This window comes from Roseomonas sp. KE2513, from assembly GCF_016107305.1.
In the GTDB taxonomy this organism is placed as follows: Bacteria; Pseudomonadota; Alphaproteobacteria; order Acetobacterales; family Acetobacteraceae; genus Roseomonas.
Genome location: NZ_RCVR01000034.1, coordinates 32,242 through 50,644, shown reverse-complemented (window position 1 = coordinate 50,644; position 18,403 = coordinate 32,242). Strand labels below are relative to the sequence as shown.

General features: G+C 68.6%; 12 protein-coding genes. 2 read left to right on the top strand and 10 right to left on the bottom strand.

What is annotated here, in order from left to right; genetic code table 11:
• Positions 1-31 precede the first annotated feature (31 nt).
• The 4 genes from D9599_RS23875 to D9599_RS23860 form a co-directional block, all read right to left on the bottom strand.
• A complete protein-coding gene (locus D9599_RS23875; protein ID WP_198383805.1) occupies positions 32-562 on the bottom strand; it encodes a gamma carbonic anhydrase family protein in 531 nt (176 codons plus the stop codon).
• Positions 563-589: 27 nt separating this feature from the next.
• Positions 590-1,570: a tripartite tricarboxylate transporter substrate binding protein gene (locus tag D9599_RS23870; RefSeq protein WP_198383804.1), complete on the bottom strand. Its 981-nt coding sequence runs from the start codon at positions 1,568-1,570 to the stop codon at positions 590-592.
• A 57-nt stretch (positions 1,571-1,627) separates the two neighbouring features.
• Positions 1,628-3,826 carry a hydroxymethylglutaryl-CoA lyase gene (locus D9599_RS23865; RefSeq protein WP_198383803.1) on the bottom strand — a complete coding sequence of 733 codons (2,199 nt, stop codon included), beginning with the start codon at positions 3,824-3,826 and terminating at the stop codon, positions 1,628-1,630.
• Positions 3,827-3,907: 81 nt separating this feature from the next.
• Positions 3,908-4,840: a LysR substrate-binding domain-containing protein gene (locus D9599_RS23860; RefSeq protein ID WP_198383802.1), complete on the bottom strand. Its 933-nt coding sequence runs from the start codon at positions 4,838-4,840 to the stop codon at positions 3,908-3,910.
• A 420-nt stretch (positions 4,841-5,260) separates the two neighbouring features.
• On the opposite strand from D9599_RS23860, the gene D9599_RS23855 reads away from it, so the two are divergent.
• Positions 5,261-7,900: a histidine kinase dimerization/phosphoacceptor domain -containing protein gene (locus D9599_RS23855; RefSeq protein WP_198383801.1), complete on the top strand. Its 2,640-nt coding sequence runs from the start codon at positions 5,261-5,263 to the stop codon at positions 7,898-7,900.
• A 14-nt stretch (positions 7,901-7,914) separates the two neighbouring features.
• On the opposite strand, the gene D9599_RS23850 is transcribed toward D9599_RS23855, so the two are convergent.
• Positions 7,915-8,997 carry an IS110 family transposase gene (locus D9599_RS23850; protein WP_198383800.1) on the bottom strand — a complete coding sequence of 361 codons (1,083 nt, stop codon included), beginning with the start codon at positions 8,995-8,997 and terminating at the stop codon, positions 7,915-7,917.
• A 283-nt stretch (positions 8,998-9,280) separates the two neighbouring features.
• On the opposite strand from D9599_RS23850, the gene D9599_RS23845 reads away from it, so the two are divergent.
• A complete protein-coding gene (locus D9599_RS23845; protein ID WP_198383799.1) occupies positions 9,281-10,246 on the top strand; it encodes an IS5 family transposase in 966 nt (321 codons plus the stop codon).
• Between the two features lie 87 nt (positions 10,247-10,333).
• Here the strand turns inward: D9599_RS23845 and D9599_RS23840 are convergent, their stop codons facing one another.
• From D9599_RS23840 to D9599_RS31550, 5 genes are all read right to left on the bottom strand, one after another.
• The gene (locus tag D9599_RS23840; protein ID WP_198383798.1) at positions 10,334-11,530 is read right to left on the bottom strand and encodes a TolC family protein; all 1,197 of its coding nucleotides are present in this window, start codon (positions 11,528-11,530) and stop codon (positions 10,334-10,336) included.
• 214 nt (positions 11,531-11,744) lie between these two features.
• A complete protein-coding gene (locus D9599_RS23835) occupies positions 11,745-14,921 on the bottom strand; it encodes an efflux RND transporter permease subunit (protein ID WP_198383797.1) in 3,177 nt (1,058 codons plus the stop codon).
• 3 nt (positions 14,922-14,924) lie between these two features.
• Complete coding sequence (locus tag D9599_RS23830) at positions 14,925-15,902, bottom strand: efflux RND transporter periplasmic adaptor subunit (protein WP_198383796.1); 978 nt, start codon at positions 15,900-15,902, stop codon at positions 14,925-14,927.
• Between the two features lie 1,173 nt (positions 15,903-17,075).
• Positions 17,076-17,837 carry an ABC transporter ATP-binding protein gene (locus D9599_RS23825; RefSeq protein ID WP_309228700.1) on the bottom strand — a complete coding sequence of 254 codons (762 nt, stop codon included), beginning with the start codon at positions 17,835-17,837 and terminating at the stop codon, positions 17,076-17,078.
• Positions 17,831-18,403 (bottom strand): ABC transporter permease subunit, encoded by a 573-nt coding sequence (locus D9599_RS31550; RefSeq protein ID WP_309228699.1) that lies wholly within the window; start codon positions 18,401-18,403, stop codon positions 17,831-17,833. The genes D9599_RS23825 and D9599_RS31550 overlap by 7 nt, the downstream gene beginning before the upstream one ends.

Sequence of the window (18,403 nt, the reverse complement as noted above, 5' to 3'; positions counted from 1 at the left end):
GTTTACCTCACCGGGTAGCGCGATTTCTGGGTCAGTCGAGCCGCCGCAGCCCGGCCGAGAAGCGGTGCCAGTTGGCAACGTAGCGCGCTGCCGATTCAAGGAGTGTCGCTTCCGTCGCGGGATCGAGCGTGCGCACGACCTTGGCCGGGGCGCCGACGATAAGGGAGAAGTCCGGAAACTCCTTCCCCTCGGTCACCAGCGCATTGGCGCCGACAATGCAGCAGCGCCCGATCCGTGCCTTGTTCAGTACCGTGGCGCCCATGCCGATCAGCGAGCAGTCACCTACCGTGCAGCCGTGCAGGATGGCGTGGTGGCCTACCGTCACGTCGGCTCCGATGGTGAGCGGCGCGCCGGGGTCGGAGTGCAGCATGGCGCCTTCCTGGATATTGGTGCGCGCGCCAATCGCGATGCGCGTGTTGTCTCCGCGCGCCACGGCACCGAACCAGAAGCTGACATCCTCCTCCAGGGAGACGTCGCCGATGACCTGCGCGTCCGGCGCGATCCAGAACCGGCCCGCTTCCGGCAGCGTCGGTGCCGCCCCGTCCAGCGCGTAAAGTGCCATGTCTATGCCTCCCTGAAGTGCGTTCGCCTACTCGATCACAATCTTCCCACGCTCCGCGACGCCCTTCCACTTCGCCTGCTCCGCCTTCAGGAAGGCCGCGAACTCGGCGGGCCCCTCGGCAAGCGGCGTGGTGGCCTGCTCCTCGAAGCGGGCGCGAACGGTTGGGTCGCGCATCGCCTCCCCGAAGGCGGCGTAGAGCGCCTCGATCACCGCGATAGGCGTGCCAGCGGGCGCCACGATCCCGCCGGAGCCGAAGGTGGTGACGTCCTGCAGCCCGGTCGCCTCGGCCATGGTCGGCACCTCGGGAAGCTGCGGCCGGCGCGCGGTGTCCGTCACGGCAAGGGCCCGCAGCTGCCCGTCCCGCACCAGCGGGATGGAAGAGGCCGTGCTTTCCATGACGAAGCCGAGGGAGCCCGCCATCAGGTCCGTCAGCGCCGGACCGGAGCCGCGGTAGGGGATGTGTTGCGCCTGCGCGCCGATGCCCTGCAGGAACAGCTCGCTGCCCATGTGCTGGGTGGAGCCGGGGCCGCTGGAGCCGTAGTTCATCCCGCCCGCGCGCAGCTTTTGCACCAGTTCCGCCGCATCGCGAGGTCCCTCCTTCGGCACCAGCAGCACCAGCGGCGCCTGGAAGACACGGATCACCGGCACGAAGTCGCGCTCGGCGTCGTAGGGCATGTTCCGCATGATGGCGGGGTTGATGGCGAGGCTGGCAAGGCTGCCGAAGCCGAGCGTATAGCCATCCGGCGCCGCGCGGGCGACGGCCTGCATGCCGATGGTGCCGCCCGCGCCCGGGCGGTTCTCCGTGACCACGCGGCTCGCGCGGAACCGCCCCTCCGAGGCCTTGTCGGCCAGCAGGCGGCAGAAGATGTCGTTCGCTTGGCCCGGCGGGAAGGGCACGATGATCCGCACCGGCCGGGACGGCCAAGCCTGGGCGAAGGCGCGCGGCGCGGCGGTAATGCCGGCGGCGATGAGCAGCTGGGCCGCGTTGCGACGGGACAGGCTGATCATTCTTGTTGTTCCTCCAGTTCGTTCTTCATCCTGGCCCGGCGTCGAGGCCGGGCCGCCTCACTCGGCGGCCATGGCTGTCCGGCTCTCGGCGTGCAGCGTGCCGTCGGCCAACAGCGCCGCGATCTCGGCCTCGCTCAGCCCGGCCTCCCGGGCTATCGCCACCGTGTGCTCGCCAGGGCGCGGCGGCTGGCGGCGCAGGCCGGTGCGACCGCTGCCGAGCAGCACGGGCAGCGCCGGGATACCGGCCGCGGGCATGGCCGGCTGCCCGCCCGGTCCCATTACCATCTCCACCGGCAGCAGCCCGCCGGACGCCTTGAGGTGCGGGTCGTCGAACAGGTCGGCAGGCTTGGCAATGGGCGCGAATGGCAAGCCCAGCCGCTCGAAGCGGGCCATCAGCTCGGCCTGCGGCACGGCTCGGAACACCTCGGAGACCCGCGCCAGGATGCGCGGCCGGGCGGCCGCGAGCTGCTGCATGGTGGCGAGCGACGGGTCGTCCCGCACCTCTTCCAGCCCGAACTCGCGGCAGAAGGCCTGCCATTGAGTGGTCGTCACCGCACCGACGAAGACTTGGCGCCCTTCCTCCGCACTGTCGAACACGTCGTAGAGTGGCCAGGGCTTGGGCATGGCTTTGTCGCCGAAGGGCGGCGGGTTGCGTCCGGTGATAGCGGCCGCCGCCATGTGCTGCGCCACCAGCAGCATGTTCGTCTCGAACAGGCCGGACTGGACCATCCCGCCGCGCCCGGTCGCCTCGCGCTCCCGCAGCGCCGCCAGCACGGCCACAGCACCGAAGACGCCGCCCATGATGTCGTTCACCGAGGTGCCGGCGCGCATTGGCTCGCCGGGCCGGCCGGTCATGTAGGCCAGCCCGCCCATCATCTGCACCACCTCGTCCAGCGCGGCGCGGTTCTCGTAGGGGCCGGGCAAGAAGCCTTTGCAGGAGAGATAGATCAGGCGCGGGTTGGACGCGGAGAGGGCCGCGAAGCCCAGGCCGAGCTTGTCCATGGCGCCGGGCCGGAAGTTCTCCAGCACCACGTCCGCGTCCGCCGCCAGCTTCTTCACCAATGCCAGGCCGGCGGGACGCTTCATGTCCACGCAGAGGCTCAGCTTGTTGCGGTTGAACGTGGTGAAGAACCCGGCCGCCAGCCCCGTCAGGCGGCGCGTGTTGTCGCCGCCCGGCGCGGGCTCCACCTTGATCACGTCGGCGCCGAGGTCGGCCAGCACCATGCCGCAGCTCGGGCCCATGACCATGTGGCTGAACTCGACAACCCGTAGCCCTTCCAGCGGCAGGCGAGCCTTCGTCGTGGCGGGGGCGGCGTCGTTGGCGGGCGGCGGCGCGGCGCGGGCCGGACGGTAAGTGCGGGGTAGGCCGGCGGCGGCAACGCGGCCGTGCAGGAGCTCGTCGGGCAGCCCGGCCTTCAGCATTTCCCGCGCCGCGATCAGAGCGGGCAGATCGATGCCGGTGTCGAAACCCTCGGCCTCCAGCATGTGCACGAGGTCCTCGGTGCACACGTTGCCGACCGAGCCGGGCGCGTAGGGGCAGCCGCCGAGGCCACCCAGCGCCGCGTCGAGGCCGCGCACCCCTTCCTCCAGCGCGGCCAGGGCATTCGCCAGCGCGGTGCCGAGCGTGTCGTGCAGGTGCAGGTTGCCGAAGCGCTCCGGCCCCACCTCAGTCCGAACGGTCCGCACCAAGCGGCGGACATGGGAGGGCGTGGCGTATCCCAGCGTGTCCGCCAGGGCGATCACATCAGCACCCGCCCGCGCCAGATCGGCCGCCAGGGCCACGACCTCCGCCTCCGGGACCAGCCCCTGGAGGGAGCAGCCGAAGGCGGTGGAGATGCCGGCCTCAATCCGCGGCGCGCCAGCTCCGAGGCCGCGCGCCCACTCCGCAACCCGTGCCACCTCGGCCACCTGCTCAGCGCGGGCGCGGCGGACATTAGCTCGGCTATGCGCCTCGGAGGCAGAGACAGGAATGATGATCGACTGCGCGCCGGCCGCGGCAGCGTTCTGCGCGCCCCGCAGGTTCGGGGCCAGGGCGACCAGCCGCAGGGAAGGATGGGCAACGCGGACGGCGCGGACGACCTCGGCGGCGTCGGCCATCTGCGGCAGGGCGGCGGGCGGCACGAAGCTCGCCACCTCCATTTCCTGCACCCCGGCGGCGACCATGGCGCTGATCCAGCGCAGCTTGGCCGCCGTCGGCATAACGGACTTCGCCATCTGGAGGCCGTCGCGCGGCCCCACCTCTCGCACCGTGACCATGGACGTCCCTGCCGCGTTTCCTTGGCGACATTCTGTTTTCGCCAGGAACGCGGCAGAAGCGCTATTTCGTGACCGCTCCGTTCACCAGTGGTGAACGCTCAGCCTCGGGGCCGAGGTTTGATCCGCCGGCAGCAGGTGCTCCAGCAGCATCCGCGCGGGCTGGGCCAGCCGCTCGGGCGGGCGGGCCACCAGCCGCAGCCGGCGCCGTGCCCATCCCTCTGCCAGAGGCACGCCGGCAAGGCCGAGCGCGGCCTCGTAGGGCCGCGCCACGCCCTCCGGCATCACCGTGATGCCATGGCCGGCGGCCACCAGCCGGCGGCAGGCATCGGTGCTGGCCACCCGGAAGCGGTAGCGCGGGCGGCGGCCCAGCCGCTGCGCCTGCTCCTCCAGCAGCAGGGCCAGCGCGCCGCTCTCCACCGCGCCGATCAGGGGCTCGTCCAGCACCGTGCCGAAACCGAGGGTCGCCCGGCCGGCCAGAGGGTGATCGCAGCGCATCACCGCCAGCAGCCGGTCCTCGCGCCAGGGATGCACCTCCAACCCTGCGGGCACCGCGCCACCGACGGTGACAATCCCAAGGTCTGTCTGCCCCTCCAGCAGGTTCTGCAGGATGACTAGGCTCGTCTCCTCGTACAGCTCCACCTGGATACCGGGACGTGCCGTCTCGAAGGCCGCCAGCGCCTCGGCCAAGCCATGGCCAGCAATGCAGGAGGTGGTGGCCTGCAGGCGTACGCTGCCCAGCCCCCCGGCCGCGAGGGCGCGCAGGTCGTCGTCCAGCCGCGCCAGCCCGTCCTGGGCAGCGCGGGCGTGGCGGATGAGCAGGTCGCCCGCTGGTGTCGGCCGCACGCCGCGCGGTCCTCGCTCCAGCAGCGCGGTACCGCAGGCCGCTTCCAGTTGCTGCAGGCGCTTCGCCGCAGCGGAGGTGACCATGCCACAGTGCGCCGCCGCGCGAGTGAGGCTGCCCAGCTCCGCGGCCGCCAGCAGGATCCGGAGCGTGATCCAGTCAGGGGTGATCATCCTGCCCTCACCGTCCGGCTCCCGCCCCGCCCGCCGTGCCATCGATCGATGGGTTGCAGTCCATTTTTCGAAGGCAGGCCCAGCCCGCCAATCGCCAGGATAATCGAAACGGGTAAAATCGGACCCTGGTCCAAGCCGCTTGGTTCGGCTTGCCTTCCCCACTATTCGTCGTGCCCTGGTATCACGGTGTTCTCCGGCTTCTACAGAGACAACTCGCAATCCTCACGTGCAAACAGCCGGCTAGCCGGTTAGATCCCTCGCTCGGAGCTATGGACGATGCCCACCCGGAAGGCGGGCCGCTGCAGTGGCAGCCGGCTGATCGCTGTTGCTGGCGGTCTGCGTTGAAGCTGCTGACACCTGCAAGGACGCCTGTATGAGGATGCATCGCCCGAGCTCGGCTTTCGGGGCACCTGCGAGCGCATGATCGGGACTGACGAATGGGGGAATCGCAGCGGTACCCCGCTCGACGACCTCTCGCCCGAGCAGTTGGACGCGCTCCCCTACGGGGTTATCGGGGTGGACAGCGAGGGAAGGGTGACCTCTTACAACGCCACGGAGGGCCGCCTGTCGGGCCGGTCACCCGACCGGGTGATTGGGCGCGACTTCTTCCGGGAAGTCGCACCTTGCACGCACCTGCCCTCCTTCCACGGCCGGTTCCTCGATGGTGTCCGCCGCGGCCACCTCGCAACCGAGTTCACCTTTGTCTTCGGCTTTGATCCGCCCGTCCGCGTCCGGGTGGCCATGCGGAATGCCCGCGTGCCGGGCCGCTACTGGATCACTGTCCACCCGATCGGCGCCCTCGCGCCGAGTGCCCAGCGCCTCGTGTCCCGAACGGCTGAGGAGGTCGTGGAGCGGCGCAGCCGCGCCGAGCCCGTCGATGCCGGCGTATGCGAGCGCGAGCCAATCCATCGGCCTGGCGCCGTTCAGCCGCACGCGGTGATGCTTGCGTTCCACCTGGCCGCCCTTACCGTCGATGCTTGCAGTGACAACGTCGCCGACACGTTCGGCCGCGGCCCAGACGAGCTGCTCGGCGAGACGCTCGAGGAGCTTCTGCCCACGCAGCTCGTCGGCGTACTTCGTGCCGCCCTGGCCAAAGGTGCCCTCGCCGACCCGGCGCGTCCGCTGCGGCGCGATATCCGGCTCGGGGCCGAGGGGCGTCCCTTCACCGTGGCAGCGCACCGGCACGACGAGCGTCTCATCGTCGAACTCGAAGCCCTGCCCGAGCGCCCCGAGGATTTCGGGGCTGCCTCACCCTTCCAGGCGACGGACGCCGTACGCGAACTCCGCGCCGCCCCGACCCTCGCCCGCGCGTCGGCCGTCTGTGCCGACGAGATCCACGCAATGACCGGCTTCGAGCGCGTCCTCGTCTACCGCTTCGATGCCGATTGGAATGGGGAGGCGATCGCGGAGAGCCGGGTCGAGAGCTGGGACGACACCCTTCTTGGCCTTCGTTTCCCCGCCTCCGACATTCCCGCCCAGGCGCGTGCCCTCTATACCCGCGCCCCGGCCCGCTGGGTTGTGGACCGTGATGCGGTGCCCGCGGCCGTGCTCTCCGGGCCACAGGCCAGGAACACGGCGGTCGATCTCACCTACGTCGCCTCGCGCGCCCTCTCGCCCGTGCACCTCGAGTACCAGCGCAATCTCGGCGTAAACGGCTCCATGTCCGCCTCGATCCTGGTCGAGGGTGCGCTCTGGGGCCTTGTGATCGGTCATCACCGCCGCCCGCACTACGTCACGCCGGAGACGCGTGCCCTTGCCGGCCTCGTGGCCGAAGCCTTTGCGCTCCGCCTCCACGAACTCGGGAGCGTGGAGGCCATGCGCGAGCAAGGGGCGGCGCTTGCGACCCAGAACGTGCTCCTGGAGCGGCTCGCCGGCGCGGACGACTTCGTTGCGGCACTCACCTCCTCCGGAGGAGGGGCGGCCTCGCTCCTCGACCTTTTCGGTGCAAACAGCGCCGCGGTGGTGAGTGAGGGGCGAGTTGCCTGCGTCGGTAGCACGCCGCCTTGCGAGGAGCTGGCAGGGCTCGCTTCCTGGCTGCGGGCCACCCTGCCTCCGGATCAGCAGGTCTTCGCGACGGACGACCTGTCCGCGCATCACGCCCCGGCCGCGGCTTGGCGAGAGAGCGCCTCGGGGGCGCTCGCGGCCTTCGTGGACGAGGCGCGACAGCACCTCCTCGTCTGGCTGCGCCCGGAGATCACGACGACGGTGGTCTGGGGCGGCGACCCCCGCAAATCGGTCCTCGCGGACCCCTCGACCTGCGTCGTCCTGCCCCGCCGCTCCTTCGAGCGGTGGGTAGAGGAGCGACGTGGGCGCGCGGAGCCCTGGGCGCCCTGGCAACTTGGCGCGGCCCGTGCGCTCGCCGCGGCGATCGAGGGCGTTGTGCTCCGGCAAGGGCGCAAGATCGCGGAGCTCTCCGCCAAGGGGGAGGAGCTCTCCCGCGCCCTGGAGGCGAAGGACATCCTCGCGCGCGAGATTGACCACCGGGTGAAGAACTCGCTCCAGATCGTGGCAGGCGTGATGCTGATGCAGGCCCGCGGCGTCTCAGACCCGGTCGCCCGCGCCGCCTTCGAGGACACCTACGCGCGCGTGATGAGCGTCGCGCGGGTGCATGACACACTCCACCGGTCCGAGGACATCGAGAACGTCGACCTCGGCGCCACCCTGCTACGCCTCTGCGACGATCTCGCGTCGGGGATGACCGGTGCGGAACGAAGGCTGGCGGTGGCGACAGAGCCGGGCTTGATGGTTCCCAGCGGGGTGGCGGTCGCTCTGTCCCTCATCGCCACGGAACTCGTGACGAACGCGCTGAAGTACGCGTACCGCCCTGGTGAGGAGGGGCCTGTCGAGGTCAGCATACGGGGCCGCAACGGCGGGGGGGTTGAACTGCGCGTCTGCGACGCGGGCCGAGGTCTGCCGCCTGGTTGGGAAAGCAAGCCCGCCCCTGGAACGTCAGGTGGGCTGGGCATGCGGGTCATACGGGCGATGCTCGGCCGCATCGGTGCGGACATGGCCGTTGAGGGCGACCGGAACCCTGGCACGTGCTTCACGGTGCGGGCGTGACTGTTGTGATGCTCCTATAGCGGGCAAGGGGCTGCTGGAGCGGTCTGGGGTGGATGGACTGGGCGGCAGAGGTAGCCAAAGATCTCGCGGGCGACGTAGCGCTTGAGGCAACGGATGATCTCGGGCTTGCTCTTCCCCTCTGCGGTGCGACGCCTGACGTAGTCGAGCGTGGGTTGGTGCGCCCGCATGCGGACGATGACCACGCGGTAGAGGGCGGCATTCGCCTGTCGGTTGCCTCCTCGGCTGAGGCGGTGGAGGGTGGTTTTGCCGCTGGAGGCTGGTACCGGACAGACGCCGCAGAGCTTGGCCAGGGCCGCCTCCGAGTGAATGCGTTCCGGGTTATCGCCGATGAGGATGAGTATCTCGGCGGCGGTGCCTGCGCCCATGCCGTGAGCTTGCATCAGCTTGGGTGCGCTCTGCTGGGTCAGCTGACCAAGGCTGGCATCATGGTCTTTGACCTCTGCGTCGAGGGCGAGCCAGCGCCGGGCGATCGCTCGCAGGCTGGCCTTGGCCGAGGCCATGGTCGAGGTAAGCGGGCCGGGGCGCAGGGCGGCGAGATGCCGGAGCAGTGCCATCTTTCCGGTTAGGCGGTCGAGCCCCTCGCGCAGGGCTGAGGGCGCGCTGACGATGATGGCCTTGAGCGCCTGCATGGCCTGGCTCCGGGCTTTGACGGCGGCATCGCGGGCTACCTTGAGATGCCGGATCATCTCGGCCGTGCTTGTTCCGGACTTCGGCCGTGCCGTGGCCTGCCCCGCAAGAAGGCTGCGGGCGGCGCTCTCGGCATCGACGCCATCATCCTGGCCCTTCTGGTGCCGGAGTTGGCGGCTGGGACGGTTGACCTCGAGCACGGGATAGCTGTGCTCGCTCAAGAACCGGGACAGACCGGCACCGTAGGAGCCGGTACCCTCGACGCCAAAGGCGCGGATCGGGCCGAGGGATCGTGCCCAGTCCAGCAGAGCCTGGTAGCCGCGGCTATTGGCCGGGTTGGACAGGCTACCGAGGCGGGCACCGAGCGCGCTAATCGCGACCGCGGCATGGATGGACTTGTGGGTGTCGACGCCGATGACGACGTCGGTGCTGGGTAGGATCTCGCTCATGATACGACGCTCCAGGCCGAAAGGAGGCCTGACCATCGAGCAAGCGGACAGAACTGTGATGGGATGGTGTGCCCTCAAGCTCCTATGAAGTCACGATCCGCTCGACAGACAGGTGCAGCCTGGAGGGTCGACACACCACCGTCACGACACCAGGTCAGTTGCATCGAGGGTCAGGCCCTCCAGACCGCACCAGTATACTCATAGTTGCATCGATCGGCCTGGCGGTCTGGCTGGGGTAGGTTCCTGAGGAGGCGACGCCCGTCCTCCTCCAGGAGAGCCCAGCTTGCCGTTCAAGGCGAATGCCGCCCGCCGTCACCGTATTCCGAAGCAGCGGTTCCGGGCGACGAACTGGGCGGAATACGATATGGCCCTGCGCGGACGTGGCAGTCTAACCGTGTGGTTCACGGATGCGGCGACTGCCGCCTGGAAGACCGAGCCCCAAACCACCCGGGGCGGGCAGCGGCGCTATTCGGCGCTGGCCATCACTATGGCCCTGACGCTTCGGGCCGTGTTCCGCCTGGCCTTGCGTCAAACTGAAGGGTTGATCGGCTCGATCATCGCCCTGCTCGGTCTCGACCTGGCAGTGCCGGACCACAGCACCCTCAGCGGCCAAGCCGAGACGCTGAAGGTGCCCCAGCCCCAGCCCAGGGCCCGTCCCATACATCTGATCGTCGACAGTACGGGGCTGCACCTTTGCGGACCTGGCGAGTGGCTGGTCGAGAAGCACGGGAGCAGGACACGCCGGTCGTGGCGCAAGTTGCACATCGGTGTGGATGCCGACACGGGGCGGATCGTCGCGTCCACCCTGATGACAAGCGGCGTCGATGACGCCTCGCAGGTCGGTCCCTTGCTCGATCAGGCCGCGGACCCAATCGCCTCCTTCACCGACGATGCTGCCTACGACCAGGACGCCGTCTACGGTGAGGTCGCCGCGCGGCACCCCGATGCTGCCATGATCGTCCCACCCCGCTCGGGTGCTGTGCCGATTGCCACGGCCGAGACGGCGCCAACCCGGCGCGACGGGCACCTCAGGACCATCGTCGGGCGCGTGCGCATGGGCTGGCAGAAGGCGTATGGCTATGACTGGCGCGCCTTCGTCGAGGCGGACATCAGCAGGTTCAAGCGCGTCATCGGCGGCGCACTGCGTTCACGCACGGACGGGCGTCGCGCGACCGAAGTGGTCATTGCCGTCCGCACAATCAACCGAATGCTCGAGCTTGGACGGCCGGAGTACGTCCGCATCGTGTGACTGCGGACCAACTTGTGGCCTACTGCGCCTGCAAGGTCATCCGTGCAACGCAGTCTGCTGCTGCGCCACCAGCACGAGTTCGCCAGGCTATCGTCCTGACCCTCGGCTCGGTCCCCTCAGCGCCACCGGCTCCGCGCCGAAGGCTTGGTTCAGCCGGGCACGGCCGAGCCCTACATCGACTTCCGAACGTGCCGCGGCGCTTGCCGCGTCGATTGCGATCTGGCGGACGCGGACGAGATCGAACAGCGTCATCTCCCCTGCCTGGAAGGCACGGTTGCCGGAGGCGAGCTGCTGCCGCGCGATGGCAAGGCGCCTCCGGGCAATACTCTCGGTCTCCTCCGCTGCCCGCAGGGCCACCTCTGCCCGCTGCACGGCCGCGTCGGTGAGACGCCGGGTCTGAACCAGTCGGCTGGTGGCACTCGTCAACTCGGACCTTGCCGCCGCTTCGCGGGGGCGGTTGCGGGCCGCACTCGGCAAAGGCACACGGAGGCGTAGGCCGAAGCTAGTTCCCTGCTCCGTGACGGTACCCTCCTGGCGCATCACGTAGCCGCCGAGTTCAGGGTTATCGATTGGGGTTGCCGCAACGAGCCGCACTTGCGCCTCGGCGGCAGCCACTGCGGCCGAGGCGGCGCGCAGCGCCGGGTGCAGGCCCGCCGCAGCGCGCGGTTCGGCGAGACCTTCCACGCCCTGCCCCGGCGCGGCGCCCCCGGTCAGCGCGCGGTAGGCCAGCTCGGCCTCCTGCTCGGCCGCCCGGGCCTGGGCGAGGGCCAGTTCGGCCGCCACCCGTTCGTTCTGGGCGAGCAGGAGGTCCGGCTCGGCGACTTCCCCGAGGTTGAGGCGGCGGCGCACGTCGCCGAGGATGTCGCCCGCGGTCGCCAAGCGGTCGCGCTGCACGCGCGTTTCAGCGCGACGCAGCGCCACCTCCCACCAAGCTTCCCGGAGCAGGTTGGCGAGCTCCAGCCGGCGTAGGCGGAGCCGCTCATCAGCGCTCGCCACGTCGCGCACCACCGTGCTGGCAACAGCCGAGCGCTGGCCTGGCAGCCAGAGCGGCGCGGCGAGGTCCACCTGCGCCTCCCGCGCCATGCCGGGGCCACGAGTGTCCGCGCGGAAGCTGCCGGAGGCGGCGAAGCTGCCTGGGACGAGACTGTCCGAAAACGCCGAGCGGGCGCGTGCAGCCTCGCGCTGCGCCTCAATCGCGTGGCTCTCCGCATCAATGGCAACAGCGGCTTCCAGGTGGTCGCTAAGCGTACCCTGAGCGGCGATCGGCGCTGCGGTCGAGGGCACAGCAGGGGCTGCTCTCCGAGGCGTGCTCCGGCGCGTCGCCGGGGTCTGGCCGCTCCGCGCTTCACCTCGCACAGAACCATCGACGGTTCTCTGGGTCGTCCCCTGAGCGGTGCCGAGGTTGGTACCCTGCGACACCGCGGGAAGAGGGACAGCTGCTATGAAGGCGAGCATCAACGATGCCGCCGGAGCAGCCGCCATAACGTATCGCATCGGTTTACTCCGCGGCCGAGGGAAGGCGCACGGCGCCGGATTGTGGGGCGGCACCTGTCGGATCAAGCTGGTCCGCCACGGTCTTCTGCGCACGCTTGCTCTTCGGCAGGGCGAAGCGGTCGTAAAGGATGGGCAGGAGCACGAGAGTGAGCAGCGTCGCCGTCACCAGCCCGCCGATCACCACAATGGCAAGAGGGCGCTGGATCTCTGCGCCCGGCCCGTCCGCGAAAAGGAAGGGGACGAGGCCAAATGCCGCGATGGTGGCGGTAAGGACCACCGGCGTCATACGGCGCTTGGCCCCTTCCAGAACGCCTTCCCGCAGGTTCAGCCCCTCCTCGGCAATGAGGCGGTTGATGGCACTGATGAGCACCACGCCGTTCAGCACGGCGATGCCGATAAGGGCGATAAAGCCCACTGAAGCCGGAACGGACAGGAACTCACCCGAGGCCCAGAGAGCGACGATGCCGCCGATTGCCGCAAAGGGCACGTTGCAGAAGACGAGCACCGCCTGCCGGACTGATCCGAAGGTGAGGTAAAGCAGCAGAAAAATGACCCCAAGCGCCATAGGCACCACGACAGCAAGACGGGCAGAAGCGCGCTGCTGGTTCTCGAACTGCCCGCCCCATTGCAGGCGGTAGCCCGCGGGCATCGTCACCTTGGACGCTGCCGCCTGGGCGTCCGCCACGAAACTGACGAGGTCACGGCCGCCACTGACATTGGCGAGCACAGTGGCGAAGCGGGCGCTGCCTTCGCGCACCACCTGCACCGGGCCTTCCTCCTCGCCGATGCTCGCGATGGCGCTGAGCGGCACGGTCCCGCCGCCCGGCAGAACGATCGGCACGCGTGAGAGATCGATGCCCGAGCGGCGCAGTAACTCCGAGCCCCGGAGCATCAGCGGCACGCGGGGCCCTTCAGCCTCGACCACGATGCCCAATTCCTGCCCGTCCACCCAGACGCGCAGGGCTTCCTGCACGTCCCGCGCGTTCAGCCCCAGCCGCCCGGCCGCCAGCCGATCCACGCGCACGGTAAGGTACTTCATGCCCTCGTTGCGGAGAGCGAAGACATCGGTAGCCCCACTAACGCCTCGCACGGCGCCGGCGACCTCCGTCGCGATCCGGTTCAGCTCGCCGATATTGTTGCCAAAGATCTTTACAACCACGTCGCCGCGCGCACCGATGATCATCTCTTGCACGCGCATATCAATCGGCTGAGCGAAGGCGAAGGAGAGGCCGGGGAAGCGGTCCAGTACCTCCCGCACCCGCTCCATCACCCATTCGGTGGAACCGTCGGCGTCGGCGCGCCACTCCTCCTTGGGGCGAAACTGCAGGTAGAGGTCGGTCTCGTTCAGGCCGACGGGATCAATGCCCAGCTCGTCGGCGCCTGCGCGCGCGACCACTCCCCGCACCTCCGGCACCTCCGCCATGAGGGCGCGCTGGATGCGAATATCCGTCTCGGCCGCCTCCTCAACCCGCACCGTCGGGTGCTTGCGGATGCTGACCACCGGCGTCCCCTCGTCCATGGTCGGCATGAAGGTGGACCCGATGCGCGGGTAGACGAAGCCCGCAACCCCAAGGCCGAGCAGGGCCACAGCAACGATCGGCAGGGGCTTGCGCACGGCGAAGGCCACCAGGGGATCATAGGCCTTGTGGAGTTGGCGGACGAGCCAAGGCTCCCCCTCGTGCCCGGCCTTGAGCAGCAAGGCGCAGAGCACGGGCACCACGGTGATGGAGAGGAGCAGCGCCGTGCAGATCGCGAAGACGATCGCGAGCGCCACCGGCCCGAAGAGGCGCCCCTCCAGACCCTGAAGCGAGAGGAGGGGAAAGAAGACGGTGGCAATGATGACCACGCCGGAGACGAGCGGCACCGCCACCTCACGCGTTGCCTCCAGCACGAGGCCTGCCCGGTGGCGCAGGTCCACCTTCCCCGTGGCATGGGCCAGGCGGTGCGCCGCGTTCTCCACCACCACCACGGCGCAGTCCACCAGCAGGCCGATGGCAATGGCGAGGCCGCCGAGCGACATGATGTTCGCCGTCAGCCCCTGCCACTTCATCACCCCAAAGGTGCCGAGTACCGCAAGTGGCAGGATGGCCGAGACGACGATCGCCGCTCGCATGTTACCGAGGAAGAGCAGCAGCAGCACGACAACCAACACCACCGCTTCGAGCAGGACCTTTTGCACGGTCCAGACGGCGGCTCCGATCAGTTCCGCGCGGTCGTAGAAGACATTGATGTTCACTCCCTCCGGCAGGGCCGCCTCGATCTCCGGTAGGCGAGCCTTCACGCCGTCAACCACGAGGCGCGCATCGGCGCCACGCAGGCCGAGCACGGTCGCCCAGACCGCTTCCCCCCGTCCGTCTTTAGTGACGACACCGTTGCGGGCCAGGGTATCGTAGCGCACCTCCGCCACATCGGAGACGAGGACGACGCCGTTCGGCCGTGCGGCCACGACGATCGTGCGCAGCTCGTCCAGGCTGCGGATGCGGCCCTCGGCGCGCACCAGCAGCGCTTCCTCGCCGTCGCGCACGCGACCTGCGCCGTCATTGCGGTTGTTGTCGGTGATTGCCTCGCGCAGCATGGACATGGTGATGCCGCGCGCAGCCATGGCGACGGGGCTTGGCACCACCGCGTAAGTTCGCACATGGCCGCCCATGACGTTCACATCCGCCACGCCTGGCACGGCGCGCAGGATCGGGCGGATGGTCCAGTCAACCAACGTGCGCTGGCGCTCCAGCGTCAGGCCCGGCGCGTCGAGCGTGAAGAGCAGCATCTCCGCCAGCGGCGTGACGATGGGTGCCAGCCCACCTTCCGTGCCATCGGGCAGTTCGTCCATCACCTGGGTCAAGCGCTCGTTCACTTGCGCTCGCGCCCAGAAGATGTCGGTCCCCTCCGTGAACTCAAAAGTCAGCAGCGCCACCGAGTAGCGGGTCGTCGAGCGCATGGATGCGAGGTTTGGCGTACCTGTCATCGCTAGTTCGACCGGTACGGTTACGCGCTCCTCAAGTTCCTCCGGTGTCAAGCCGTTGGCGCGAAGGGAGACGAGGACCTGAGTGGGTGAGACGTCCGGAAAAGCATCAATGGGCAGGGAGCGATAGGAGGTCCACCCCCAGGCTGCGAGGCCGAGCGCGGCCAGGATGACGAGCAGTCGCTGGCGCAACGCGATGGAAACGAGCTTGCCGAGCACAGTTCAGGCCCCCTCGCGCTCAACCATGGCGCCGAGAAGGAAGAGAATGCCGCGCGTCGCCACGGCGTCCCCGGCCGTGAGGTTGCCGCCAACTGAGACGGCAGTTGGCGTCTCCGACAGCACACGGACGGCACGCGGCTCGAAGCCGCTGGAGCTTCGGACGAAAACCCAGTTGCGGTCGCGGTGGCGTACCACGGAGCCGGCAGGCACGCGCCACTGCCCGGCCGAGCCATTGGCTCGCAACGGCAGCACGGCCACAACGGCCTGGCCAGGACGCAAGTTCTCGGCGCCGCGGCTGATCTCGGCTATGGCGGCGACCGACTGTGTGGCGGCGTCCGCACGGCGCGAGAGGCGCAGGACCTTGCCCTCGGCACCCTGGGTCGGCACGAGGACCGGCGCACCCTCCTCCAGCGCCGCGGCCGCCGAGAGCGGAACCTGGATGTTCAGCCAGAGCGGCACGAGCTCGGCAAGGCTGAAAAGGGGCGCGGACTGCGCCACGCGTTCCCCGGCAACGGCGTCGCGACCCATGGCGATTCCGTCCGCCGGGGCGTGCACTGTGATGGTGGCGCTGAGCTGCCGCCCGCTGCGGAGCTGCGCGATGTCGGCTTGCTCCATGCCGAACAGGGCGAGGACCTGCTCACGCTCCTGCATCGTGGTCAGAGCGACCACATGCTCGGCACGCGTGACAAGGAGGCGGCGCTCAGCAATCACTCGGTCCCTAGCCAGGGCCTCGTCGCGCCGTAGCTTCTCGCGTGCCAGCGCCTCGCCGTTTAAGGCATCCAAGAAGAGACGCTGTGCTTCCAGCATTTCCGTGCTGCGGATACGCGCGAGCGGCTGGCCAGTGCGGACCATCTCGTCAGGCATGACGAGCAACGCCTCAATCAGGCCGCCCACCGGCGCTGCGACGACGCGGAGCTGCTGCGGAGGAATGGCGACGTTAGCGGGTAGTCGAATCTCCGCAGCCCGCTCCTCTGCCTCCACTGGCGCCCACTCGATGCCGGTACTCCTGATGCTGCGTTCATCCAGTGTGATCAGGGGCGGACTCTGCTGCGCGATCGCAGCGGACGATCCTAGAGACAATCCCAGCAGCAGAAGCAAGTTCTGGCCGATGTCCCATCGAGCGCGAAGCGACCTGGGGAGAAACAATGCGTAAGACCTATGAGTGAAGGTGACACAGGTATTAGACAGAATCCACCTAGACAAGTGGACCAACTGCAACACAGTTGAGGAACGCGACAACGGCAAGGCTGAACCGCTTCCCGTGTACCTGCTGTCGATGCCGCGGTAGCATCGCTCAGCTGCGAGACGGCTCTTGCCAAGCGCATCGAGGCCAGGCGGAGCACCTAAACGGCACCCACGGTTCTGTGCTGAAGTAGCGCTGCATGCGATCAGCAGCGGAGCGCCGCCTGCTGTGGCTTGCATGGCTGGCGCATTTGCCGATAACCCCCGCCAAAAATTGACACGCAGATGATCGATATGACGTGCGGCAAAAGACATCGCCCAGCAAAGTGGTGCAAAGATCCTGTCCTGCACGCAGGACAGGATCCGGCAGGACGCCGAGGCGACGTCAACTGCCCTGTAGCATCGTATCAACTGCACCGGGGCTGAATGCTTGAGGATTAGGCGGTCCTCCAGCAGAGCCGAAGGGTGCTGCACCGAACGCGCTCATGCCAGGAACACCGGCCCCCTGATCACGAGTTAAGCCCTCAGGCGCGCGTTCCGTTATCGCTGAGGACACGCTAAGCTGCTTGCGCTCAGAAGCGTCTACCTGCGCGACTGCGGCCGTTCCCACCAAGCAAGCAGCGAAAGCGAAACTCAATCCAGACACCTTCAACAAAAATCTCCTTACTAGGACTACAAACATGCGCATCCTCCCAACATCGGGCTGAGCCCATGTTGAGACGGTAAGCGCTAGGTATGACGCGGTTCGCAGCACGACCGCCGCCGCACTAATTAGCGGCACCGAATATGGATTCAAGGTAATGTCTTTGTAATCAAGTGTTGCCGTCGGGTCTTTGAACATCTGGATCAGAGTTCGGGAACTGGTAGGAGGTGGTCTGGTAGATCGGCACCGCCACCGCCCCGGTTGCGGCATCGGCGCGTCAGCCCGCGTGCAGGGCCAAGGTCTCGGGCTTCTGTGTCATGGCAAGCGCCTCAGGCGGCTTGGTGAAGGCCGAGCGTATCGAGCACCTCGCGGCGCAGCGCGACAAGATGCGGGTCGTCCCGATGGCGGGGGAAGGGCCGGTTAACGGTGATCTCCGTCACCAACCGGGCGGGACGCGGGGAGAAGACGAGCACGCGCTCGGCCATCAGCAGCGCCTCCTCGACATCATGAGTGACGAGAAGCGTGGTGAAACCCTCGCGCTGCCAGAGCGAAACTAACTCCTCCTGCATCCGCAAGCGGGTCAGGCTGTCCAGCTTGCCCAACGGCTCGTCCAACAGCAGCAGCCCCGGCCGGTTCACCAGGGCACGCGCCAGCGCCGTGCGCTGCGCCATACCGCCGGAGAGCTGATGTGGAAGGGCCTCTGCAAACTCATGCAGCCCGACGAGGCGCAACGCCTCCTCCACCCGCGCACCCTCGGTCTTCAACAGGCCGCGTGCCTCCAGCCCCAGCGCGGCATTCGCGCGCACGCTGCGCCAAGGATAGAGGGTGGGGTCCTGGAACATCAGCACGCGGGAAGGATCGGGCCCCGTGATCGGCACCCCGTCCGCCTCCAGAGTCCCTCGACGCGGCGGCTCCAGCCCTGCCACCAGCCGCAGCAGCGTGGATTTCCCGCATCCGGACGGCCCGAGCAGGGCGACGGAGCCGCCGGACCGGACATCAAGGTCCACATCCTCCAGCACCGGCAGGTCCTGTCCCTTGAGGGCGAAAGCGTGATGAATGCCGCGCAGGCGCAGCCCGATCGAGTTCACCACCGGACTACCCCCTTCTGCCAGGCTAGCTTCCAGTCCCGCACGCGGAAGAGCAGCGTGACGAGCCCAGTGCACATGGCCGCCATCACAAGCAGCGCGGCATAGACATTGGGGTAGGCCGCCCAGCCCTGAGACCACTGCGTGTAGAAGCCGAGACCTGCCTTCACCCCCATCATCTCCGCCACAACGAGGACCGAGAAGGAGGCGCCGAGCCCCATGAAGAGCCCGACGAAGACCGAGGGCAGCGCCGCCGGGACGGCCACCTTGCGGATCAGGAACCAGGGCTTGGCGCCCATGGTTCGCGCCACGTCGTAGAAGCTGCCGGAGACGGAGGCGACGCCGGACCAGGTGAGGACGGCGACCGGGAAGAAGCTCGCCAGCGCGATCAGGAAGGTGCTGGCCTGACGGCTGGTCGAGAAGGCGAAGAAGGCGATCGGCAGCCAGGCCGTGGCGGGCAGCGGTCCGATCAGGCGTAGCACCGGCTGCGCCCAGTAGCCGACGAGGCGCGACCAGCCCATGGCCACGCCAACCACGAAGCCAATCGCGGCGCCCAGGAGATAGCCGGGCAC